15 protein-coding genes and 1 pseudogene are annotated in these 24,617 nt (G+C 70.0%); 6 read left to right on the plus strand and 10 right to left on the minus strand.

The features are described from left to right. Positions 1–101 precede the first annotated feature (101 nt). The 7 genes from ACWFR3_RS01595 to ACWFR3_RS01625 all read right to left on the minus strand — a co-directional run bounded on the left by ACWFR3_RS01595 (position 102) and on the right by ACWFR3_RS01625 (position 11,142). A complete protein-coding gene (locus ACWFR3_RS01595) occupies positions 102–1,481 on the minus strand; it encodes a hypothetical protein (RefSeq protein WP_453732485.1) in 1,380 nt (459 codons plus the stop codon). A 33-nt stretch (positions 1,482–1,514) separates the two neighbouring features. Further along, positions 1,515–2,225, minus strand: coding sequence for a Crp/Fnr family transcriptional regulator (locus tag ACWFR3_RS01600; protein ID WP_453732486.1), 711 nt, complete (start codon positions 2,223–2,225; stop codon positions 1,515–1,517). Between the two features lie 93 nt (positions 2,226–2,318). Continuing rightward, a complete protein-coding gene (locus tag ACWFR3_RS01605) occupies positions 2,319–4,238 on the minus strand; it encodes a caspase family protein (protein WP_453732487.1) in 1,920 nt (639 codons plus the stop codon). A gap of 68 nt (positions 4,239–4,306) precedes the next feature. After that, on the minus strand, positions 4,307–7,990 hold the full coding sequence (locus ACWFR3_RS01610; protein ID WP_453732488.1) for a CHAT domain-containing protein: 3,684 nt from the start codon (positions 7,988–7,990) through the stop codon (positions 4,307–4,309). Between the two features lie 648 nt (positions 7,991–8,638). Continuing rightward, positions 8,639–9,088 (minus strand): hypothetical protein, encoded by a 450-nt coding sequence (locus ACWFR3_RS01615; protein WP_453732489.1) that lies wholly within the window; start codon positions 9,086–9,088, stop codon positions 8,639–8,641. A gap of 314 nt (positions 9,089–9,402) precedes the next feature. Next, entirely contained in the window at positions 9,403–9,684 is a 282-nt protein-coding gene (locus tag ACWFR3_RS01620) for an NUDIX domain-containing protein (protein ID WP_453732490.1), read from the minus strand. Between the two features lie 207 nt (positions 9,685–9,891). Then, a complete protein-coding gene (locus ACWFR3_RS01625; RefSeq protein ID WP_453732491.1) occupies positions 9,892–11,142 on the minus strand; it encodes a helix-turn-helix domain-containing protein in 1,251 nt (416 codons plus the stop codon). A gap of 134 nt (positions 11,143–11,276) precedes the next feature. Here ACWFR3_RS01625 and ACWFR3_RS01630 point away from each other — a divergent pair, with 134 nt between their 5' ends. The 5 genes from ACWFR3_RS01630 (at position 11,277) to ACWFR3_RS01650 (ending at position 20,969) form a co-directional block, all read left to right on the plus strand. Continuing rightward, a complete protein-coding gene (locus ACWFR3_RS01630; RefSeq protein ID WP_453732492.1) occupies positions 11,277–11,546 on the plus strand; it encodes a hypothetical protein in 270 nt (89 codons plus the stop codon). Positions 11,547–11,718: 172 nt separating this feature from the next. Next, the gene (locus ACWFR3_RS01635; protein WP_453732493.1) at positions 11,719–11,934 is read left to right on the plus strand and encodes a hypothetical protein; all 216 of its coding nucleotides are present in this window, start codon (positions 11,719–11,721) and stop codon (positions 11,932–11,934) included. 520 nt (positions 11,935–12,454) lie between these two features. Continuing rightward, positions 12,455–17,758: a type I polyketide synthase gene (locus ACWFR3_RS01640; protein ID WP_453732494.1), complete on the plus strand. Its 5,304-nt coding sequence runs from the start codon at positions 12,455–12,457 to the stop codon at positions 17,756–17,758. A 362-nt stretch (positions 17,759–18,120) separates the two neighbouring features. Continuing rightward, positions 18,121–18,366: a DUF5132 domain-containing protein gene (locus tag ACWFR3_RS01645; protein WP_453732495.1), complete on the plus strand. Its 246-nt coding sequence runs from the start codon at positions 18,121–18,123 to the stop codon at positions 18,364–18,366. Between the two features lie 347 nt (positions 18,367–18,713). Continuing rightward, complete coding sequence (locus ACWFR3_RS01650; protein ID WP_453732496.1) at positions 18,714–20,969, plus strand: ABC transporter ATP-binding protein; 2,256 nt, start codon at positions 18,714–18,716, stop codon at positions 20,967–20,969. A 72-nt stretch (positions 20,970–21,041) separates the two neighbouring features. Here ACWFR3_RS01650 and ACWFR3_RS01655 read toward each other — a convergent pair. The 3 genes and pseudogenes from ACWFR3_RS01655 to ACWFR3_RS01665 all read right to left on the minus strand — a co-directional run. Beyond that, positions 21,042–21,288: pseudogene (locus tag ACWFR3_RS01655) on the minus strand (VOC family protein); the annotation flags it as partial. 13 nt (positions 21,289–21,301) lie between these two features. Next, entirely contained in the window at positions 21,302–21,529 is a 228-nt protein-coding gene (locus tag ACWFR3_RS01660; protein ID WP_453732497.1) for a hypothetical protein, read from the minus strand. Between the two features lie 97 nt (positions 21,530–21,626). Next, on the minus strand, positions 21,627–22,820 hold the full coding sequence (locus tag ACWFR3_RS01665) for a glycosyltransferase (protein ID WP_453732498.1): 1,194 nt from the start codon (positions 22,818–22,820) through the stop codon (positions 21,627–21,629). 403 nt (positions 22,821–23,223) lie between these two features. Between ACWFR3_RS01665 and ACWFR3_RS01670 the strand changes: the two genes are divergently transcribed. Then, complete coding sequence (locus ACWFR3_RS01670; protein WP_453732499.1) at positions 23,224–24,237, plus strand: phosphotransferase; 1,014 nt, start codon at positions 23,224–23,226, stop codon at positions 24,235–24,237. Positions 24,238–24,617 lie beyond the last annotated feature (380 nt).

A 24,617-nucleotide genomic window follows, 5' to 3' on the forward strand; every position in this document is an offset into this window, starting at 1 on the left:
GCAAAACCGGATGCCCATCCGGCCATCAGGGATCCGGGAGGCGAAAGGCTCCCTTCCCGCCCTGCGCGGCGCCCGCTGCGCGTCGGTTGGGGTGGGGGCGTTCAGATGCCGGGGCCCAGGCGGATCCAGGCACTGGCGGAAAAGCCCTTGGCCGCATTGTGTACGTCGACGTGGTGGAATCCGTCGGGCGACAGCCCGGCGTATCCGTTGGCGACGAGGTCCTGGTAGAGGCCGTCGGAGAAGGCGACCGCAAGGACGGCCGATGTGTCCGACGCCAGGGCCTTGCGCAGCGGGCCGGAGTCCAGCACGCGAAAGAGCGCGACCACGGCAGAGCCGGCCCAGCCACTGTCCGCCTCGTGGACAATGCCCTGGTGCAGACTCGCCCGCATGCGCAGCAACCGAGGTGCGCCGTTCTCGGCCGCGCGGGAGACCGGTTCTTCGGGGACGTGATCGGGGGGCGGGTCGGGCAGGGCGCCGTTGGCCGCGGCCAATCCGTCGGCCAGCCCCACCAGCAGGGCGGGCACCACCCGCGTCTCGTCGACGCCGGGGGCCATGACCAGCAGGTAGCCGTCGCCCTGGGCCTGCCTGCCACATGCTTCCCAGCGCACCCCCGCGTGCGCACAGGCGGCGCGCAGGGTGCGCAGCAGGACGCGTTGCAGACGGACCATGTCCGCGTTGTCGCGGGCACTGTATTTCTCGATGTCCACCGCGAGGCACAGCCTGCGCAGTCCCGGCGGCAGGTCCTCGCCCGCCCCGGAGTCCCGCATCGGCCCACGAGCCGCTCCCGCGTCGCCGATGTTGCCCTCCTCATACGGCGGGAGGGCCCAGGCGCCGGGCAGAGTGCCGTGGCCAGCGAGGGTCCCGGCAGTCGTCCAGGCATCCTCGACCGCCAGCCGGAAGGGAACGTCCTGCGGCAGTCGCGCCGGGGTCCGCGGCCACACCCCGAAGAGCTTCGGGCGTTCGATCACCGTGCTCAACCCGATCAGCCCCGACACCTGCACGGTGCCCGGAGGCAGCCGCACCAGGGCCTGCGCCCAGCGGCCGTCCGGGCGCAGTTCGCCGGAGCCGTCGGGGGCCTGGAAGACCCAGCGGAGCCTGCTGCCTCCGAGCCCGAAGGCCCTCACAGCGACGTCATGCGGGGCGGGCGGCATGGACGGCGTGGGAGGCGCCGAAGTCGGGTGCAGGACCAGCGCCCGCAGGCCGTCGTCCAGGACGGCGGTCAGTTCTGCCTGGCGGTATCGGCGCCCGCAGGGCAGCTCTTCCAGGTCAAAGGGGAAGCACAGGAGCAGCTCACGAGGACTGCGGTCGGTGTCGCCGGGCCCGGGAGGCAGCGCGTACATGAGCGGGTTGCCCAACTGGGCGCCGCTGGCCCGGGTGAACGCGGGCCGGGGCTCCTCGCCCTTCGGCGCAGAGGTGTTCTCGTCGAAGAGGTCGACGGCGGCCAGCACGTCGTCGGGAAGGTCTGCGCTCCAACGGCCCATCTCTACCTCCTGTTACGCATGCGGGGGCCGGGTTCAGGTGGGAGTACGGGGTGGTTCGGTGGCGGTGTGCAGCCCGTGCAGCGAGCGCACGGTCACCCGGCGGTATCCGACATCGATCACTCCTTCTGCCGCCAGCGCGCCCAGCACGTCGTGGACACTGCGCTCGCGTGCGCCCACCAACCCCGCAAGCTCGGCCTGGGTGAGGCGCGGAATGCTCAGCGTGCCGTCTTCGCGCTGGTGCCCGTAGTCGTCGGCGAGATCTGCCAGCACCCGGGCGACCCGGGTGGCCACGGGGCAACTGCTGAAGTCGCTGCGCCGCCGCACCGACCAGCGGTTCTTGCGGACCAGGCTCTGGCTGACCGCCAGGGCCACCGACGGATGGCCTTTCAGCCAGTGCAGGAAGGCCTGTTGGGAAAGACGCCGGGCGCGTACCCGGCTCGCGGCGGTCACCGTGGCGGAGCGGGGCTGGTTGTCGAAGGCGGCGAACTCGCCGACCAGGTCGCCACCGAGGCGGACCGCGAGCAACGCGGTCTCACCGCCCGGCGCCGCGGCCGTCACCTTGGTGACGCCGGTCAGGAGCAGCAGCACGAAGGTGCCCGTGTGACCCTCCGCGAGGAGAATCTCATGCGGCTCATAGACACGCGGGGTGCTGGCCGACAGCAGGGCCGTCGTCACGGTGTCCGGAGCCGATGCCGCGGCAAGGCCCGCCAGGAAACTGCCGTGCGGCCACGGCCCGGCAGCCAAGCGATTGCGCGTGCTCCCGCCCGCCATGGCCGCCCCCTGACCTGTCCCCCAGACAGCGCATACTACGCTCGGCCGCGCATGAACGCCGCAGACTCACACGGCAGCCGTGGGGCACATCAGGGCGTGCGTGGTGAGCACGCGGTAGTGCAACTCCCGCTCCCGCGCCGCCTCTTGGTCGCGGCGGCGTTCCTGGGACCCTTTCCACACTTTGTCGAGCAGGTACCTCAGCGGGTGTCGTTCATCGCGGCGCGCGCGATCGCGGGCGCTGCGTGAGACGAGCGGGGTCAGGTCCACCGGCCGGTTCCCCAGGAGCAGGTGAATGGTCTCGGGGCGTGGCCCTCGTGCCGGCACGTCCTGCGGCCAGAACACACGTACCGGGCCCAGCCGCAGCGTGCCGCCACGCTCCCCGCTGCGCGGGCGCAGCCGCACCCCGCTGGGCTGGTCGTTGGTGATCAGGCCCGACCGGCCGCTCAGCCCCACGGCGACGATCCAGGCGTACAGCACCTCATCGCCGAGATGGGTCACCGTCAGGCGGTAGCGGTCGCCGGGGTAAAGGGTCGCACCCCGGGAGGACAGCGGCTCCCAGCCGCCGCTGCCGGCGGGCAGCCGTTCGGCGTGCACTTCGACGGGCGCCTCGAGGCGTTCGCCGTCAGGTGGATCGCCCAGGGCGCGCAGCCGTTCGCCCCGGGCCAGCGTCTCCAGCAGTTCAACGGCCTCCTGTGCCCCGTCCGCAGTGGCCGGGTGCGGGGCGCGCGCGGGCAGCCCGTCGGGCAGGCAGACCTCGACTCCACCCTGCGGCGCCGGCCCGAGCGTCGCGAACGCCCGGCGCGCGCTGTGCGCGAGGCCGAGGCGCGGACAGGACGCCAGGCGCTCCCGCAGCACCGCGGTGAAGTCCCGGGGCAGTCCCGCGCCAAGGTGCACCAGGCGCCGGTCATGCAGCAGGACCGGGACGGCGTACGCTCCGGGAGGCAGCTGCGCCGTGAGCAGTTCGGCCGGTTCGGGCTCCACATCCACCAGCGCGTCCCCGCCGTCCAGCCCTCCCACCTCACCGCGTACGGTCAAGGTGAGATCCTCCTGCTGGGCCTGCTGGGCCTGCTGGGCCTGCTGGGCCTGCTGGGCCTGCTGGCTCTGATGGACCTGGGGCGTATCGTCGGGAAACACCAGGTCCAGTACGTCGCCCGTACCCAGTCCGAGCACCTCTCCGCCCGGGACACGGAAGCGCTCGTTGACCCGCTCCAGAGGAAGCAGTTCCGGCTGGCGCGGTACGTCCAGCGAGAACGGCAGCCGCCCCGACTCCCCGCCCGCGTCCGGCCACTGGCCGCTGACCTGCTTCACCCGATCCCGCACGCGCCGCATCAGCACCGCCCAGGGCAGACCGCCGGTCCGGGGATCACGCAGCAGTGAGGCCAGGGCATCCGTGAACAGTCCCTGCACGCGATTCCCCTCGGGCAGCCGGTCCTCGAACGCGGACCCGCTCTGCTGGCAGGCTGTCAGCCGTACCAGGTCCGGTACGAGTTCACGGCCCGCACCGCCGATCCGGGAGGCTCGCTCCCGTGCCGCGTCCAGCGGAATGCCGGACAGCGAGCGGGACTTGAGGCGTAACCGGGCAGGGCCGCGCACCAGGGCGCCGGCGTGACAGCAGTCCAGCACGCAGGTGGTGTTGCGGGCGACTGCGGTCAGGCCGCGGAACATCTCGGTGAGTTCCGCGCCGAGCAAGCCCCTGAAGTCGTCCGGCGTGCTCTCCTCCATGTCGACGGGCACCAGGTATTGCAGGCCGTCGGCGAGCGCGCCGTGTCCCGAGTAGTACACGACGACCGCGTCGTCGTGCCGGGCGTCCCTGCACAGCTGTTGCAGGGCATTGAGCATGCCCTGATAGGTGGCCTCCTTTCCCGTACACGTGGTGATCTGTTCGAAGCCGCGAGCGGCGAGGACGTCCGCCATCAGATCGATGTCGTTGTCCACGCCCTGCAGACCGCCGGTCGCGGCGCCAAGGAGCAGGGCACGCCGGGTCATATCGCCTCCTAGACAAAGGTGGTACGGCGGTGAGGGGCATGCCCGCCCGACGCCGCCCGGTGGTGGATCTATACGCCGACGTAGATGAACGGCGCCCAGTGGCGCGGTGCCCGGTCGGCGGCGGCCTGTGAGTGCAGCGCTTCGCTGTCGCGGGTGCCGGGAGCCGACGGTGATGCCTGGGCCGCCACGGCCAACTGGCCGTACACCGCATCGCGTTCGGCGCTGTTCATGGCCCGCACCTCCTGCTGTGCCCCGTGCAGGGCCGTCGGCACGTCGGCCGCCGTCCCGTCGGTGAGCCGCTCGTACATCGCCGTCATCACCAGGCAGCCCGTGAGGTCTCCCACCGGCCACAGGGATACGACAGCCCCATGCGCCCCAGTGATCATTGCTGACCGGGTCAGCCCCAGCACGTCCCCGCCGGCCGTGGCGGTGCCCCGGCCCGAGTTGCAGGCGGAGAGCACCAGCAGCCGGGGCGCCCTCGCACAGCCGATGAGATCGGCCATATCCAGGGCGTCCGTACCGGCCAGGGCCAGCCTGCTGCGGCTCGGCGAGAGGTCGTCGACCTGACCGTGGGTGGCCAGGTGGAGCACCTCGCACCCCGGGGCGGACGTCATCACCCGATCACGGGTGGCCTGCCTGCCGCTCAGGAGCTCGGCGCCGGGCAGGAGCCGGGCGATCGAGGCGACCTCGACGCCGGTCCCCGGCAGCGGGTCCAGTCCGGTCTCCGAGGACAGGTGCGGGGCCCCGACCAGCAGCGCCCGAGCACGCCGCCACGAGGTGTCTGGAGGGCGGGGCCGGGTCAACAGGGAGGCGGCCGGCAGGTACGAGACGACGTGCCGGGCGCCCAGGGTGTCACCGTCCCAGGGCAGCAGGTGGAAGGGCAGCAGCGACAGACGGGGCGCGGGCACCACCACGACCCTGGAGTGGGCGTCGAGTTCGTCGGCGAACGGCTCCAGTAGCCAGGCGGCCAGCTCCCGGGCTGCCATCGGCCCGTCGCTGTCCCCGTGCGCGCACTCCGCGTGGAACCGGCGCGCTGTCGCGGTCACCTCACCCGCCCAGCGGCCTCGCCGCTCGGCCCGCACCGCGTCGCGGGACACGGCCCAGCCCACCAGGTCTTCGTCGAAAACCTGGTAGGTGAGCAACAGCGTGTCCGGCGGCAGCGCGGCAGCGATGGCCGCCGCGCCCGGCAGCTCACCGCCGCGTGCTGCGGTCAGCGCCGTGGGCGCGAGCCGCCGCACGGTGGCTTCGGCAGCGTCCAGCTCCGCCTCGGCGGCTTCGATGCGTGCCAGCTGGCCATGCGCCGCGGCGCCGGCGCCGACGGCGGCTCCCGGATCCGAGGTGTCCGCCACCGGGGCGGGCCGCCACTCCCCATCGCGAGGGGGCGCTGACCGGACCCGCTCGGGTGCCCCCGGCCCGTCGTGGCGCGGCGGGCCGACCGAGAGATCCGCCGTATCCTCCGCTGCGCCGGGACCGGCCGCCGCGTCGCGGAGGCCCACCAGCTCCTCCTCGTACCGTGCCGACCACCGAGTCCCGGCCGACAGCCAGGCGCGCACCGCGGTGCGCGTTCCGGGATACCCCGTCGCGGAGTCCAGGGCCCGCATCGCATCGAGAAAGCCGGAGCGGGCACGCTCCGCCCAGTCGAACGCGGCGGCCGCCGACGCGCCTGTGCACGACTCCCGGGGCAGGCGCGAGAGCACCGCGCAGTGGTAGAGCCCGGCCACCACCGGAGAGTCGGCGGCAGCAGAGCGCAGGGCGTCCCGGGCCAGCCGGGCCCGGTGCTGCTCGTATGCGCGCACCCCCTGCCGGGCGTATGAGTGGGCCGCGTCGAGGTCACCGAGTTTGAGCTGCAACTCGGCCTGCAGAGCAGCAAGGCCCCATGCGTCGGCGGTGTCGGGGCCACGGTGGCCGATGTCCCCGATGGATCGGGCCGCCGTGACGGGGTCGTTCAACCGCAGCCACAGGGCGGCGGACTGCACGGCGCTCATCGGCGTGGCATCGGCCCGCCGTGCACGTGTGCCGGCTTCCTTCACGCGGCGCAGTTCGACCAGGGCCGAGCATGCGCCGTACATGTTTCCGAGCCGATCCGCCTCGCGCAGGGCCAACTCGGCGTGCCGGTCTGCCTCGTCGGGCAGCCCGGCGGCGCGATCACGACGAGCCCTGTGCAGAGCTCGCCACATCGGCAGTTCCTCGAGATCGGTGCTCAGCAATTGCCGCGTCCCGGCCAGTCGCGCATCCGCGGCCGACAGTTCGCCCATGGCCTCCAGCGCGTGCCGAAGACGGACACCTGACGCGGTGAGCAGCCCCGGGTCGCCCAGAGTGAGGGCGTGGTGGTGGAAGAGCTGGGCACCGTGTACGAGGCCCAACAGGTCCCCGAAGCAATCCGCGGGCGGACGTGCCTGTACGCGGGCACGGAGCGCTGCCATCCGGATATCGGTGAGCAGGAGTGCGGCCGGCCGGTGCCCGGCTGACTGGTACAACCTGGCCCACGCATCGGCGCGGTCCGGGATCTCGACCTCGTCCGACAGGCGGTCCGCGAACAGCAGGGCACCCCGGCCGCGTACGAGATCGCCCACGCGGATCCATGCGGCGGCGTGCTCCAGGGCGATCAAGCGGAGCCCTCGCATCCACGAGCCGCTGCCCACACCAGAGCCCCAGGCCCGGATGGTGTCCGCCGCGGCCGGGTCGGCTGCCTCCCCGCGCGCTACGGCATCCAGCCCGGCCTGCATCCGTACAAGTGCGGCGCAGGCGCCATCACCCGCGCGCAGCGCCAGATCCAGAGCCCGGCCGAGTAAGACCCGGCACTCCCGGCGCCGACCGCTCAGCCGGGCCGCGTGCGCGAGTCGCAGGGCCGCCGCGGCCTGGCCGCGCCGCGACCCGGCCCGGAGGTAGGCGGCTTCGGCTCGGGCGAAGTGCTCGGCCGCGGCAGCAGGGTCGGCGGTTGCCCCTTCGGGTGTCTCCAAGGCCCGCTGCGCCGCGTCCGGTGCCCCCAGCTGCCAGTCCCCGGCGAGCAGTTCGGCGAAGCCCTCGTAGGCGGGCCCGCCCGCGACGGTGTCGGCTAACTGCTGCGCTCGCCCGTGCAGGTCCCGTGCGCGGACGGGGTCGGCGGCGCGCATGCACAGATCAGCCGCGAGCAGCATGCGGTACGCAGAGGGCGCCGTAGTGTCGCCGGCGATGTCGAAGGATTGCAGGACCAGCGCGGTGTCCGCGCTCAGGTCCTCGTGCACCCACGGCTCGTCCGCCCCGTGCAGCAGGGCCTCCCGCTGCGCGACGCGCGTGCTGGCGAGGTGCCCCAGCATGGCCCGAGTGGTCAGCACGGCGGGCCAGACGTCTCCGGCCAACTCGGCACACCGGCGCAGCCGTTCGTCGCCGACGGAGGCAATGGCTGCGTTCAGGTTCGCCGTCGCGAAAGCCAGGCGGGCGGACACCTCGGGCGGCAGAAACGAAGACCCCGCTACCGGCCACCAGTTGTGTTCCACGTGCAAGGCGGCAGCATGGAGTGACTGGACCAGGATGCGGTGGTCGTGCGGCATCTCGCAGGAGGCAAGCGGGCCCTCCAACAGCGCGAGCCCCCGCTTGCTCTCACCGGCCGCGAGCGCGCTCGCCACCTCGCACCACCAGCGCTCCCGCGTGTCGGAGCCGGGGACACTCTCAGCGGTCGGCCGGGCCTCCACCTCGTACTGGACCCCTGCTCCAGCAGCGCACGGATCGGCGCCGCGCCGCACGGCCATCAACAGATCAGTGAGTCGATCCATACCGTTCCCCTTGGTCTTCCTGGAGCTGGCGTTCATTTCTCTGTCTACGCGGGGACTGCGCAACGGATCCCGCAGGGGTGCTGGTTTGGCCGTACGCCGCTTCCTGGGGCGATCCGTGACTCCCTGGAAACCGCGCAGGCGCCCGGGCGGGAACGGGGCGGGTGAAGGGTTTCCGTGTGGTCGGCGTCGAGGGCTTACCAGGCCAGCCCCAGCCCCAGCGCGGCCTGGGACGGGCGCTCGCACCCGACAGTCGGCCGCGGCGTGCACCATCAGGCTGCGCAGCACGGCGATGCGCCGTCTGCCCTCCCCGAAGCCGGCGAGGACCTGGAGGAACTCGGCGAAGGCGAAGCCCGCCCCGAGGACCACCTCGCCGGCGGGACTGCGGGTGTAGAGGTGGGCGAGCAAGAGCTGGCAGCGCGTGTCCGGCAGGACGGGGCGTTCGGCTTTCCCGGCGCCGGCGGGCGACGGGCCGCTGCACGCCGGCCACAGAGGGGAACGCGTCCCAGGGCTGTTGGAGTTCTGCGGCGATGCTGAGCCGGGCGCGCGCCGCGCTGGACAGCGACAGGCCGCGCCTGTGACGACGTGCCCTCAGCGCTTCCGCCCTCGCAGCCCAGCCATCCATGCTCGCCATGGTGGCGCAAAACCGTACTACACGGGCACGATCAGCCGGGGTTTCCCCATATCTGCGGCGTAGTTGAGGGTCTGCCACGTTCCGCTGCTCGGCTCGCGGTGATGCGGGAAACCGATCGTCAACTGCGAACGGTCGACCATCCACCGGTTCCGTGCGTGATACGCGGCTGACGTGAGCTCAACGGACCCGAGCTCGACGACTTCCTTGATCCGGTCGCGGGACCGGACGATCGCCTGTCGCGCCTCGGCCGGCTGCTCGGCGACGGTGCCCGGCGTCACGATCGTGATCTGCGCGTCGGAGGTGCCGGCCAGCCACAGCAGGGAGAGGGAGTCGACCCCCTTCGCCCCACCGATGTAAAAGTGCGCATCGTCGACGAAGGGGCCGAGATAACAGCCGAATAGGGACGTGTACTCGTCGAGGCCTCGATGGTCAGTGCTTCGGGTGCCGGTGATCGCTACCGTGCGCATCAATATCAACTCCCTGGCGTAGGCCGTAACGCCTGGCCTCGACCCGCCGCTTCCGTTGAGATCATTGCCGTGTGGACATCGAAAGCCTGCTTTATGCCACCCACTTCGAAGGCCACGGCCTGCGCTTCGCTACGGCGGGGGTATATGGCCGCAACGGCCGGGCCAAAGCCAGACAACGGAGACTCCCGCTGTTGAGGACGCGCGGCGCCGGATAGTCAGCTGATGTAGGGAGTCTCAGATGTCAGCCCGTGATCTATCCGTGCCCGCAGTGCCGGGTGGATCGGATAGGCATCAAGGTCTTCCGGGTCTACCCATCAGACCTTCGAGGCTTCGGAGGGCTCCGCTGAGATAACCCCGCCCACCATGCGGGCGCGCAGGCAGATGTTGATAGGTTGACGCACTTCGTCCAGCCGCTCGCCGTGCATATAGGCGATCACATGCGCCGGTGTGGAGAAGACGCCGACCAGACCGGTGATTTCGACGTCGAGGCCGGTCTCCTCACGGCACTCCCGCACCGCGGCTTGCCCAACCGTCTCACCCTTCTTCACCCCTCCAGTCGGGATGGTCCAGAAGCCGTTGTCCACCCGGTGCAGCAAGAGAAGGTTCCCTCGTCCGTTCGCGTACGAACGCCGACGCTGACGTCTTCCGGCTGGTCGGCTTGGGCGCGTTCGGGTCCCTCCAGTAATCAATCCTGCGGGTTGCTTTGCTCACGATGCCCGCCCCTCCACGTCACCAGGCCTGCCGATCCCCATACTCGCTCGAAGGAGAGGCAGACGTCCGGATCGGCGCTGCGCAGGAGGAGATCAGGCGAACGCCCGTAAAGCAGAGACCAGTTGACGGCCATGCGTCGGCGACCTGCGCATGAGGATGCTTGCCGTGGTGTGCAGCTCGTTCCATGCGTGAGGTCGTCCGATGGCCGCGGCATCGGGGATGCTCGCTGTGGCCACGGCCACGGCTTGGGGCGATTCGCCGGCTCCGGCCAGCGCGTGGGCGAGGCAGGAGCGATACCAGGTCTTGTCGCGCCGGTAGGCGTCCGGCATCGCTGCGAGTCCCATGGTGAGCTGATCGATGGCTGACTGCCAGTCTCGCAGGTGCAGCGTTGCCATCCCGCGTTGCAGCGTGAACCAGTTGGGCGAGTAGAAGTACATCCACGGCGGTTCGCACTCGGGGTGCTCGGCTGCCCGGCTCATGGTCTCCTGCGCTTCGTCGAGAAGGCGGTGGGCTTCATCAGCTTCTCCGTTGAGCGCGTGTCCGCGGGCTGCCATCTGCGTGGCCATGCCCTGAACTCCGAGGGACGTGCCCGGAGAGGACCAGCGGGACGCCTCCGCGAGGCGCACGCATCGGGTGGCGTGTCCCTTGCTCCAAGCCTGATGGGCTTTCATGTTGAGTGTCGTGGCGGCCATGTTGGAGTCCCCCGCCTCCAGCGCCCATTCGTGGCTTCTGTCGTACCAGGCGAGTGCCGCGGCGGTCTGGTCCTGGTCCTGGGCCATCCAGGCGAGAAATTGCGCGTGCTCAGAGGCCAGTCGTACGACCCGTTTGGCGAGAGGGCCGCGGGCGCTGCTGTACAGGTCGACGACGCTGCGGAGCTGTTGGCGCATCACGTCCACGAGCGGCCGTGAACCGATCACGTCTTCGGCACGGCGGTGTTCGGCCAGCAGCCGGTCCAGCCAGTCGAGAGTGGGGCCGTCGACGCGGGTGCGGGAGTTGACCGCGCTCGCGACGCGGGCCAGGAGGTCTTCGTCCGGGCCCGGCCCGGGAAGGGCGAGACTGGGGGCGCCGGAAGGGGCGAGCCGGGCAGTGTCGCCCTGGCGGCCCGGGGGCGCCCCGAGCCCGGCAACAATGCGCTGCTGCAATTCGCTTGAGGTCACCTGTCGCCGCCCGCGCTCGATGTCCGAGACGTCGGACTGGGCAAGGCCCACGCGTTCCCCGACCTTCGTCTGGCTGAGACCGGTGAGCTTCCGGTAGGTACGGAGGACCGCCCCCCAGTCCTGATCGGCGAGCGCGGCGATCAACTGCGGGTGAGACCACAGATCGAGGGGGGCTTCCCTTCCCATGTCTCGAATATAGGGCGCCCCCATAGGGCCATGGGATGGGAGCGGCAGGTATCCCACGCAAGGGTCTTCACGGAAGGACCCCCGCACCTGCGTGGACAGGCCGGGGGCATGATCCACCTGGAGAGCAGGCGAACATGCCGAACGACAGCGACCAGACAGGCACTGAGGATACGGCGCACGACATCGTCGAAGGGTTCCCCGTCGGCGCCCTGGTCGTCGACACCGCGCGGATGAGGATGGGCTGTGTGATGGGGCACGAAGGCCCCTACCTGCAGCTGCGCCCGCCGGGCGGGGGCCGTGAATGGGACGCTGACCCGGCCCGCATCCGCGAGGCCATGGGGGATGAGATCCTTCGTGCCACCGTGCACGAGGTGAGCCGCCCGGCTCAGGAGCGGACGCCGTGAAGGTGAGCGTGGTCCGCCCTGGCGTGCTTCCCGATCCGAAGACACTGAGCAATCTGCAACTCTCCGAGCAGGCGTGCGCGTTGTGCGGCCGGCGCCTGTTTCGTGATCGGTTGCTCGGCTGCGTCACGTACCGGGACTGCTTCGGCAGGACGATCACTGCGGAGTTGTGGGCGTGCGCGCCGGCGTGTCCGCGGTGATCAGAACCAGCCGGGAGTGCCGCGAGGACACGGCCGAGCCGATCCCCGTCGGCCTCGAGCCCACGGTCTCCTGCGGCGGACGCGTCATCTACCTGTGCCCGCCGTGCCGGTCGGACCTCGGGATCGTGCCCCTGCCACAGCACCCCGAAGGCTCCCTGGGGCGCGTGCTGTACGAGGAGCCGGCCCCCTGAACCGGGCGGGGCCGGCTCGACCCTGTTGCCCCCGCCGCCGCTCGCAGCGAAGCCCCTGTCCCTCGTGCTGTCGGTCGGGGGCTTCACGCTGGCCGGTGCACACGATGCAGTTGTTGCTGCGGTGAAGAGTGTGCAGCATCGGGACGGCCCCGACGCTCAGCTGACTGACAACCGCATCGCACGCATTACGCATGGTCAGGTGTGCATGTCCGGGGTCTTGCTGACCGCATACGCAGGCAGACGGGCCTCTTGTAGATATGCGGGGGAGTGCGAAAGCTCGAATCGACGCTCGACGACACCCAGACTCCGCTGCTCCGGTGGCCAAGCGCGCGCAGCCAACTGGGCAAGCTGCAACGCTTCGTGCTGGTCGCGTGGTTGATGGGATGGTCTGTGGCGGAGTCCTGTGCTGTGTGATCTTTTTCCCCCGGTTGCCGTAGTCCCCCGATGGCGCGGACGTCGTTAGCAGCGTGTGTGCGGGCGTTCAGGTGCCGCCTATCCAGGCAGTGAGGGAGCGGCGGTCATGTCGAAGGTGCCGATTGCGATCGTAGGGATGGACTGTCGCCTTCCCGGGGGTGTGACGTCCCCCGAGGGGCTGTGGCGGCTGGTGGCGGCAGGTCAGCACGTGGCCGCCGCCCTGCCCGAGGACCGGGGCTGGGATCTGCGACGCATCTACGATCCTGAGCCGGGTGTCGAGGGCGCCACATATGTGCGTGCCGGGGGGTTCCTTGACGGTGTGGCGGACTTCGACGCCGGGCTTTTCGGAATCGGTCCCAACGAAGCAGCGGGGATGGATCCGCAGCACCGGCTTGTGCTGGAGAGCTCGTGGCTGGCTCTGGAACGGGCGCGGATCGCTCCGCATGCGCTGCGCGACACCGTCACCGGTGTGTATGTGGGGCTGATGGACAGCGGCTACTACCTGCAGTCTCGCGGGGGAGTACCCGGTCTGGAGAGTCATCTGACGCTGGGGACCACGAGCAGTGCCGCGTCGGGGAGGGTGGCCTACACGTTGGGGCTGCGAGGTCCGACGCTGACCGTGGACACAGCTTGCTCGTCCTCCCTGGTTGCCCTGCACCTGGCGGTGCAGTCGCTGCGGACCGGGCAGTGTGAGAGGGCCATTGTCTCTGGAGCCTGTGTGATGGCGGGGCCGACGATGCTGACGCAGCTGTCGGGGTTGGGGGCGCATTCCGCCGATGGTTTCTGTCGGGCGTTCAGCGCAGGAGCGAGCGGCTTCTCTCCCGCAGAGGGGGTGGTCACGCTCGTGTTGATGCCACTGGCTCAGGCTCAGGCTTCTGGTCGCCCCGTGCTTGCCGTCATCCGTGGCAGCGCCGTGAACAATGACGGTGCCGCCGACGCCATGACCGTGCCCAGTGGTCCGGCCCAGGAGGCAGTGATCGCTGCCGCGCTGCAGGACGCGGGTTTGGCACCTGCTCAGGTGGGCGCGATCGAGGCACACGGAACGGGAACGCCGACGGGCGATCCGATCGAGGCGAGGAGCCTGCAGGCTGCCTACGCCCGTTTCCACACCAGCGACGATCCCGTATGGGTCGGCTCCTTGAAGTCCAACATCGGGCACGCCCAGACGGCTGCCGGGCTGGCCGGCGTGGTCAAGATGGTGCTGGCGCTGCAGAACGAGGTGCTGCCGGCCACCTTGCACGCCGAGGTGCCCACCCCGGCGGTGGACTGGTCGGGCAGTCTGCGGCTGCTGCACCACCCGCGCGCCTGGCCTCGCGGCGCGCAGCCGAGGCGGGCCGGCGTGCTGGGCTATGGAATCACCGGTACCAATGCGCACGTGCTGCTGGAAGAAGCACCTGCATCCCCCGGGGTGGCTCCGGCGCCTGCACCACAGAGCCTCAGCAGCCCCGGTGTCCCGGTGGTGTGGCCCCTCTATGGGGCGCATCCCGAGGCGCTGACGGCTCAGGCAGCGGCCCTCGCCGACTGGGTCCGCACAAAGAAGGGGGCGGACGTGCGGGATGTGGGCTGGTCCTTGGCCACGACCCGATCCCCCCTGGCACATCGCGCTGCGGTGATCGGCGATGACCCGGGCACGCTGCTGGCCGGTCTGGACGAGCTGGCTGCCGGTGGCGAGCCGGGAGCAAGTGCCGTGCGGGCAACGTCCCGCACGGGCAAAGGAGCGGTGTTTGTCTTTCCCGGGCAGGGCGCGCAGTGGGCCTCGATGGCGGCGCGTCTGATGCAGACGTCCCCGGTCTTCGCAGCGGCGATGCGCCGGTGTGCTGCGGCCCTGGACCCGCTGGTGGACTTTGACGTGCTGCAGGCCGCGTGCCACCTGGATGCGGAGCTCGCGGAGCGGGCTGAGGTGGTGCAGCCGGTGCTGTTTTCCGTCTATGTCTCTCTCGCCGAGCTGTGGAAGGCGCACGGTGTGGTGCCGCGTGCGGTCATCGGCCACAGCCAGGGCGAGATTGCCGCCGCACACATTGCCGGTGCGTTGACGCTGGCGGATGCGGCCCGTGTGGTCGCGCTCCGCAGCCGTGCGCTGCGCCTGGTCAGCGCACCGGGGGCGATGGTGTCGGTGGCCGGACCCGCCGGGGACGTGGAGCGGCTGCTGGCGCCGTGGGAGGGGCAGTTGGAAGTGGCGGTGGTCAACGGCCCTTCGGCCACCGTCATTGCCGGCGATGCCCCTGCCGCCAGCGCGTTCCTGGCCCACTGCGCGGCCGAAGGCATCCACGCACGGCGCCTGCCGGTCGACTACGCCTCCCACACGCGGCACATGGAAAGCGTTCGCGAGCGGGTGCTCGGCGACTTGGCCGCACTGGCACCGCGCCCGGCTCTCATCCCCATGATTTCCTCGACCACGGGCCGCACCATCGACACCACCGCCCTGGATGCCCAGTACTGGTACGGCAATCTGCGCCGCACCGTGCGCTTCGACCGGGCGATCCGTACCGCCCTGGCCGGCGGTCACCGGCACTTCATCGAGGTCTCTCCGCATCCGGTGCTCACCGCAGCCATGGCCGACACGCTGGCAGAAGCCAATGTCTACGCACACGTCAGCGCAACGTTGCATCGCGATCAGGGGGATCTGACCGACTTCGCCACGGCGCTGGCAGATGCCCATACCGGCGGCCTGCCCATCGACTGGACCCGCCTCTACCCCGACGCGCACGAAGTGGACCTGCCGACCTACCAGTTGCAACGCACCCGGTACTGGCTGCCCCCGCAGCCTGCACGGCCCGATCTGCCCGCGGCCGGCCTGGCACCGGCCGGCCACCCGCTGCTGGTTGCTGCCGCCGACATGCCCGACACCAGCGTTGCCCTGACCGGGCGGGTCTCCCTGGCCGATCACCCGTGGCTGGCCGGCCACAGCCTCAACGGCACCACGCTGATGCCCGCCACCGGCATGCTCGACGCCATGTCCTGGGCCGCCCGGTACGCGGGGAGCACGGGCCTGGACGACATCGCTCTGCACGCGCCGCTCGTCCTCACGCCGGACGCCGCGGTCGAACTGCAGGTGCACTGCCGGGCTTCGGACAAGGAGGGCCGCCGCCGGGTGGCCCTGTACGCGCGCCACCAACAACCTCCCGGCCAGTGGATCTGCCATGCCGAAGCAGTCACTTCTGCCCCGGGCGGCAGCGGCGCGCCGGGCGAGCCGGGCGCCGAGGCAGGGCCGCCCGCGCAGGCCCAGCCGGTGGACGTACACGCGTGCTACGCCCGGCTCGCCCGGCGCGGCTATGGCTTCGGGGCCGCCTTCCGTAACCTGACCGCGCTGTGGCGCCACGGTGAAACCCTGTACGCCGAGGCACGCCTCACCGGTGATCAACTAGCGCAGGCCGGCGATTTCGGACTGCATCCCGCCCTGTTGGACGCCGCCTTGCACGGGCTCGTCATGGGCAACGAGGAAACGCTGGTGCGCCTGCCCTACGCGGTGGGATCCTTCCGCATTCACGCCAACGGCGCGTCTGCAGCACGCGTCAAGATCACTCCGGCGGGCGCCGACAGCGTCGATGTCACGCTCACCAGTTTCGCCGGAGAGCCCGTGGCGGACATCGAAGCCCTGCGGCTGATGCCCGTCACCGGCCGGCAACTGCGCAAGGCCCTCACGCCAGTCGGTGACTTGTTGTACCGGCTCACCTGGCACCCCGTGTCCCGGGCCGCCCCGGCTTCCACCGATGACTGGGCGACCATCACCACGCGCGATGACCTGCCAGGGACCCCCCACGCACACCTGGGAGCCCTCAGCGCAGCCATCGATGCGGGCTCGGCCGCACCCGCCGTAGTCCTGCTGGATCTGCGCACCACCGGCCAGAGGGCACCTGAGGACGGCGCGATCCTCGGGCCACTCCACCAGCGCACCTCCGACCTGCTGCAGGTCCTCCAAACCTTCGTGGCCAAGGAGAACCTGGCAGGGGCACGCATGGCTGTTGTCACGAGCGGGGCGGTGGTCACGCGGGACGATGAGACGGTCAGCGACGTCATCGCAGCCTCCTGCGCAGGGCTTGTGCGCTCGGCCCAAAGCGAGCATCCCGATCGTTTCCAGCTCATCGATGTCCCTGGCGACACGCTGAACACGCAGGCGCTCGCGGACAGCATCGCCACGGGCCACCCACAGCTGGCGCTGCGCGAGACCACCGCCCTCGTACCCCGCCTGGCCCATGCCGCTCGATCGGCTCAGCCCGACGCAGCCGCAGCCGCAGCCGACAGCCGCCGGCCCGGTCCGCCGAAGCCGACCACCGCCCTTGATCCACACGGCACCGTACTGATCACCGGAGGTACCGGAACCCTCGCCGGTATTCTCGCCCGCCATCTGGTCGCCGAACACGGCATCCGGCACCTCACCCTTGCCAGCCGCCAGGGCGACCAGGCTCCCCGCGCCCGTGACCTGGCCGACGAGCTGCGCGCCCGCGGCGCCTGCGTCACCCTCGCCGCCTGCGACGTCAGCGACCGGTCCCGACTTCGCGAACTCCTGGAGGACATCCCGTCCGAGGCCCCCTTGTCCGCCGTCATCCACACAGCGGGCATTCTCGACGACGCGCTGTTGACCGACCTCACGCCCCGACACCTTGCCGGCGTCCTGAAGGCCAAGGCTGAGCCCGCCCTGCACCTGCACGAACTCACCCGTGACACCGATCTGCGCGCCTTCGTGTGCTACTCCTCCATGGCCGGGCTGCTCGGGCTTCGCGGACAAGGCAACTACGCAGCGGCCAATGCCTTCTTGGACGCACTGGCTCAACACCGGCGCGCACAGGGCCTGTCGGCAACCTCCATCGCCTGGGGCATCTGGGAACAGCCCACCGGCTTGACCGGCAACCTGACCGACGCCGACCGGGGCCGGCTCGCCGAGCAAGGACTGACCCCTTTGACCACCCGACAGGCCCTGGCCGCCTTCGACGCGATGCTGACCATGAACGAACCGGTGCTCGCCGCGACCCCGCCACCGCCCGATACCTCCGCCGTGCTGTTCACCGCCCTGACCACCCCCCGTACCCGGCGAACGGCCCCCTTGGCCGCCGGCCCGGCAGAGGACACGCCCGGGCCGGCGGCGAACCGCGCTCGTCTGCAAGGCTTGCGCCCCAACGAGCGCACCCAGGAACTCACGGAGCTCATCCGCCTGCACGCGGCCCGCCTCCTTGGCCACGCCACCCCCGAAGCCCTCGACACGGAGCAACCCTTGCGGGCATACGGCTTCGACTCCCGCGCCTTCGTCGTACTCCGCACCCGCCTGGCCGACGCCGTCGGTCTGCGCCTGGCCGCCACCACCGTCTTCGACCACCCCACATGCGCCGCTCTCGCCCAGCATCTCAACACCCTGTTCGACGAAAAGCGCGGCCCTGACACCAACTCCAAGGGAAACGCTGACGCGATGGCCTGAGCCAAGGGCCTGTGGAAACCGCTGTAGCCCCCGAGGTGTCCCCGGCCGCGCTCGTCGGTCACATCGCCTCCGTGGCGTCGGCCGGACGAAGGGGCCGCGACTTCTGCGTGGTCTCGCCGGACCGTGCACACGTATGAGTGAACGACTGCGACTTTCCCGAAGGCCGTTAACTTGAGACGGAATAAGGTCTGAGACGTCTCAATTCTGCATTCCAAGGAAATGCCCCGTGGGTGAGAGGGGCCGTGCCGCCAAGGCTGCGGCGATAGCTTTCTCCGGAGTACCGGCAGCCGCCGACCCGACGTGGTGAGGCCGCCCGGTGACCGCCACCCGTATTGCCCCGCCGCGAGAGGAAACGAGTTCCCATGGCCCCTGTCCTTCTCCCCTTCCTGGCCGGAATGGTCATGACCAGTGCCGCAAAGCACGTGGCCAAGCCGATCCTCCATGGGACGGTCAAGACCTCGATGAAGATCGTCGCCGATGCCAAGCGCGCCGCCCACCGGGCGAACGAGGAGTTCCACGACATCGCCGCAGAAGCCGCCGCCGAGATGTTCGTCGAGGAGGCCACTGACACCATGGCCGCCAAGAGGGGCAAAGCCGCCGCGAAATGACACCCGGCACGGCCGAGGCCCACGAAGCCCACGACGTACTTCGTGGGCCTGCGGCACGGCGTGCACCGGCGCACAGATGACCGTGGACTGCGCGCCGCCGTCCCATGCACGCCGGGGCGCCGAGCGACAGCTCTCGTGCCTGCCTGAACGCCCTACCGCCGCGGCACGTTGCAGCCGAAGCCCTCGTCCATGCCCACGCCATCCTTGCGAACCGGTGATTGCCCTCCATGCCCGTTGTGCTGAACGCATCGGCCACGACTCCGCCCGTTCGACAGGCCCCGATCCAGGGTGTGGTCCGGGCACGTTCAGTGCTTCCTGGACGCCAGCGCTGGGAGGTATCTGCCGTCGTGAACCGCCCGGTGCTCGCCGGGCTGATCGAAACCACCCTGCAGGCGGTGCCGGGCATCGAAAAGGTGCACGCCAGCCCGGTCACGGGCCGGGTGCTGGTGCTGCATGATCACGCTCTGAATGCGGGGCAGGCCGCCCGCTCGCTCCGCCAGGCCCTGGTGCACTCCTTCGACCGGGCCGCGGACTTACACGACAGCCGCCCCGGCAGCCCCCGGGATGCCGCAGGGACACGTCCTCCCGGCGCGAGGAGGCCTGCCGGGCAAAAGACTGCTGACAACAGCGCCAGCCGCCGACCACTGGCACTGATCGCCGGCGTCGTGGGGGCCGCGGCGGCTCTCGGCTGCGGAAAATCCTGCGCCACGGCGTTGCTGCACCCCGTGGTGAGTCTGGGAGTGGTGACCGTCGCGACAGCCGCCGTCATCAGACGGGCGTGGCGGCGTTCCGGCGGCGGCCAAGTTCCTCCCGGGGCGGCACAGAGCGCACACGGCCGCCACTCGCTGTCGCGGATCATCGGCCCGCACCGGCGGTTGTTCTTCCGTGCGGCGCTGCTGACCGTGCTCGCCCAAGCCGCCGAATCCGCGCTGTTCGCCACCGTGTCCTTCGCCGTGATGACCGTGGCTCGCAACGGCAGCGTCGCCCTGGTGAGTCTGGGACTGAGCAGCCTGCTCAGCCAGCTGTCCTTCCTCGCCGCAGCGGGTGCGGTGGCCTGTGTCGCCGTGACCGGACTGGGCTACGCCGCCGACGTGGCCTGGCGCAAGCTGGGTCACACGGTCGAGCACGACTGGCGTACCAGCACCTATGCCGCGGTGCAGCGCCTTCCCCAATCCGACCTGGAAAGTGAGCGAACCAGCCGTACCGCGCGCGTACTGACCGAGGACATCAGCAAGATGGGCGCCTTCGTCGCGGGCGGTTTGCAGGACCTGGTCGCCCTGGCGGCCAGCGTCACCGTGCTCGTCCCCGCCTTCCTCCTCATCGCCCCGCAGATCGCCTGGGCCGTCTTTGCCCCCGTTCCCCTGATCGCCTGGCTGTCCTTTCGCCACCACGAGCGGGCGCGCGCACATCACGCGCAGTCCGGTGAGGGCCGCGCACGTCTGCACGCCAGACTCGTCGACAACCTCCAGGCAGGCGCCACCATCAAGGCCTCCTGCGCCCAGGAGCACGAGGAGGCGCGTATTGCCGAACTGGGCGCGCAGTACAGCGCAGCCAGCTTCCGCGCCGAACGCTGCACCGCGTTCCAAGCGCAGGCCGTACGCCTCTGCGCCATGGCCGCGCTGCCGATCACGCTGCTGTTCGGCGGGCGGGCGGTGGCCGGTGGCAGTCTGGGACTGGAGCCGTTCAGCCTCCTGGTGGAACTCCCCGGCCAGGCCCTGTGGCGCATCAGGCGGCTCGGTCCGGCAGCCGATCAATACCGTGAGGCACTGGCCACGCTGGAGCACGCCGAGCGTCTGCACCAGCTGCCCCCAGAGACGGACGGCGCAGGCCTGGCACTGCGGCCCGAACAAGTCGCGGGCGAGATCTCACTCAAGGACGTGACCTTCGCCTACCCCGAACGGCCACCCGCCCTGAAAGATCTGTCCATGAGTATCGCCGCAGGCCAGGTCACCGGCCTCGTCGGTGCCACGGGCGCAGGGAAGACCACCATCGCAAAACTGCTGATGCGCTTTCAGCGCGCCGACATGGGAGAAGTCCTGCTGGACGGGGTGAACGTGGGCGACCTCAGACTGCGCGACCTGCGGAGCGCCATCGGATACGTCGCCCAGGAGCCGTTCCTCTTCGACGGGACGATCGCCGACAACATCCGGTACGGCACCTTCGAAGCGCAGCAGTCCGACATCGCCCACGCCGCACGCAGCGCCGACGCGGACACCTTCATCGAAGCGCTCCCCGCCGGCTACGACACCATGGTCGGAGAACGCGGCGTGGCACTCTCCGGTGGCCAGCGGCAACGCATCGCTCTGGCCCGCACGATTTTGAGGAACCCACCGATCGTCATCCTTGACGAGGCCACCTCGGCAGTGGACAACGAGACCGAGGCGGCCATCCAGCGGGCTCTGCACGCCTTCTCGACGAATCGCACCCTGATTGTCATCGCGCACCGGCTGTCCACCGTCCGCAACGCCGACAAGATCTACGTGATGGACCACGGCGGCGTGGCAGCCGAAGAGGGAACCCACGCCGCTCTGCTGGAAAAGGGCGGGCGGTACGCCGAACTGTGGCGACTGCAGGCAGGAGGAGCCGTCCCCATTATGGGCTGAGACGGGGCAAGCCACGGGCGCGCTCTGCGGCCCGTCGAAGAATGACCGGCTCTTCATGGACGAGGCGGTAGCGGCGACGGCGAAGGTCCGGCCGACGGGGCCGTCGATCGGTGCGGAGACGATGGTGTGGCCGGCGGCGGCGAGAGCATCGTGGATGGCCCGGACGTCGGTGGGTGTGGAGCCAGATCACGGCACCGATGCCGGGCTGGGCGACGGATGCCCGGTCGGTGCCGGGAACGACGTCGCGTGGTGCGAACGCGATCGGCTTCGTCTCGAAGACGACGGCGTGCGGAGGTCCGGCCGGGGAGCGGACACGCCCCGGCCGACCGCTGTCACTTCCGTGTCTTCTTGAGCATGGCCAGATAGAAGGGGAGCTTGTCCACGACTTTCCTGGAGACCGGGCTCACGTGCACACGGTTGCGATCCTGGTCCTGCACGATGAGCGTGTACTGGCCGTCCTGGTACTCCAGTTGCGCCGTGTACAGCAGTTTGGCCCCTGACGCAGCCGTCACCTCAGGCTGCGATGACGACGGGACGCAGCCGTCTTCCGTATTGACCATGTGTTTCCAGCTCCCTCAGCGCCCGGATGCGCCCTAGTCCTGGTTCTGTGCGGAAACTTCCCGTTGATGTTCGTCAATGGGCAACGAGCCGGGGCGGCTATCGATGTGCGGTACCGGGACCCTCTGTCCCTCTAAAATCAGCACCCGTGATGGCCTCTTCGAGAAGTGCGGCGACCGTCGACGGCGAGGGCATCGATGCGATCTGAGCTCCGATCCCATGCGCAGCAGCCGGGATGCCCGACCCGCTGGCCAGCACCTGGCGTACCGCGTCGGCAACGTCATCTGCGGAGGTTCTTCCGGGGAGCAGGCTGACTGCGACACCTGCGGATGTCACTCGCTCGGCCTGCCGGAACTGGTCTGCCCCCTGGGGAACGACGATCAGCGGGATACCGCGCGACAACGCTGCCAGGATGGTGCCGACACCGCCGTGAGTGATGACCGCCGAGACACCGGGGAGGAGGGCGGCCATCGGCGCGAAGGGCACCAGGCGTACCTGTTCTGGGTCGACGTCGTATTCGGCCGCGTCCCGCCCCAGGCCGATCGGTGCCAGCACGTTCACGTCGAGGTTCTGGAGACCGCGTAGCAGCGACGAGATCACCATCGGGTCGGTGAAGAACGTACCGAAGGTGACCAAGATCGTCGGGCGGTCGTCGGATGCCGGGGGAACGACCGGCACCGATGGCGCTTGACTGTGCGGTTCGGGGCGCAGCCCGATCCGTGGTGCCGGTGGCTGCCACGCGTCCTGCTGCAGAGCCGGCGGGCAGAGGTCGAGATACCAGTTCCCCATCGCAGCGCCCTGCGGCGGCAGCTCGATGCCGAGGGACGCGTAGGACTCTTTGGCTCGTGTGTTGATCGCGTCCGTGACGGCTGCGGGGAGCCCGGGGCCGAGGGCCAGCGTCGCGAACGGGATGTGTGCGGCGCTCGCGACCATCGGGCCGACGAGATCGAGATAATCGTGGACCAGCAGGTCGGGCTCCCACCCGTGGGCGACGTCCATCGCCTCCCTGACGGTCAGGTCGACGCGCACACCGGCGAACACCTCGGCGGTGAACTCCGGGGTCGAGTTGACCTCGCTGTCCGCCACGCTGCTGCCGACCTCGCGTGCCAGTGCCGCGAGCGAGGGACCAGCAGCCAGCAGTTCGACGTCCTCATGTTCAAGGGCCCATGCCAAGTCGGCACTTGTGAGGACAGCCACCGCGTGTCCGCGCGCGCGTAGTGCGCGGGCCAGCGGCAGCATGGGGAACAGATAGCCGCAGCCGGGGACTGTCGACATGAGAATGCGCAGACTCAACTGGCCATGCCTTTCGGTGTCCGCAAGAAACGATGTCTTCTCAGGGCAGCAAACCGTTGGTCATGCATCCCACCCATCCTGCGTCGGAAAGGATTTGCGGTGACCAGAGGCAGCGTTGAGGGGGTGATGAACCTTCGAGGAGCCAGGGCTGGAAACCCTACCGATGCGCGAGCCCGGGCCGCAAAGAAGTGAGGCCATGTGAGTGACTCGCCTATCCATCGGTTTGACATGCGAAGAGCGCCGAAGCCACCATCGGGGCGCAAATAAAGGTGAGCGATGGCCTCCCTTTCTGTTCGGAATTCGGTGAGCCCGATGTCGTCGACAGGCAAGAGGAATAATCGTGCTAGCTGACCACGGCCAAGTCGGCGCCCCGGCCGAAACGGGAGCGCTCACCCCCGACACCGTGACCGCAGCGCTGCGCGGCAACGGCCTGCTCAGTTCAGACGGCCTGGTCACCGGACTGCGGACCGGGCAGCTCCAGGGGTTCGGATGGGTCGGGCAGGTGGAGCGGATGTGGTTGGACTATGCGCCCGACACCGAGGGGGCACCGCGCTCAGTCATCATCAAGCGTCCGTCCTCGACGTTCACCGAAGGTATGACGCTGGCTGTGGCCGAGGCCCGCTTCTACCGGACGCGGGCCCTGGAGTCCGCCGACATCCGAGGCCCGCAGATCTACCACTGCGCCATCGGCGAGCAGCCCGGGGACTGCGTGTTGGTGCTGGAAGATCTCGGGGACCAGGGATTCGTCGATCAGTTGCACGGTTGCTCGCCTGAGCAGGCGGCATTGGCTCTGACCGAGATCAGCCGGCTGCACGGGCACTGGTGGAACCGCGAGTTTCCTGCCGCACTTGCCTGGCTGGGCACACCTGCTGACGCGGATGGTTCTGCCCTGTGCTTCCGGTGGTTGCGGGCCTACACCGGGGAATGGCCCGCTGTACTCGGCGACATCCCTCGCCTGCTTGTGCGCAACCTCGATGCGCTCGCCGCGCGGCTCTCCCGATCGCCGTGCACTCTCGTGCACGGCGACTTCCACTGTCAGAACATGTCCTTCGATACGACCGGCGCCCGGCCTACCGTCACTTTCATCGACTTCCATTTCGTGCAGCGAGGGAATCCGATGCTCGACGTGGCGCGGTTTCTGGCCACTAGTATCACCGCCGAGACGCGGCGGGCGGCGGGTGCGGACCTGCTGCGCTCCTACCACGACCAACTCCTCGAGCACGGGGTGAGCGGATACAGCGCGGCGGAGTCGGCGGACGACATCCGCGCGGCGCTGTTGTGGAGCCTTGTCACCCCGCTTGCCTTGTACGTGCGGGAAATCATCACCTGTGGTGTCAACAGGGAGGCCGCGTTCCTCCCGTACTTGCGGCAATGGGTAGCGGCGATCGAGGACTGGGACGCGCTCGCAGTCCTGTGAACGCGCAGGGCGGTTCTGCCCGCGGATGACAGGCCCCCGCGCCATGTCGCCGATGTGGGTGAGCCGGTCCAGGCTGCAGCGATCGAGCACCGCATGCACCGTGGAAGCCGGAAGGCCGAGACGAGAAGCGAACTACGGTTGCACCTGTCCTTCGAGCTGGAACCACCTCTGGCCCGTGTGCACGCCGGCCCCCGGAAGCTGTGGTAGATGTCCGCCTCGCCAGCTTCGGAGCAGGCTCCGGCAGGAACGGCGCGATGAGCGAACACAGTTCGGCCGACACGATCCACGGTCGCGGCTGACGGTTGCCCATAGCCCGGCTCCCGCCCCGCGGCTGTGCCCGAAGGCCGGGTGGGCGGGCTCGCGTCGATGAAGGCGTGGAT

It is taken from the genome of Streptomyces sp. NPDC055189 (genome assembly GCF_053606765.1).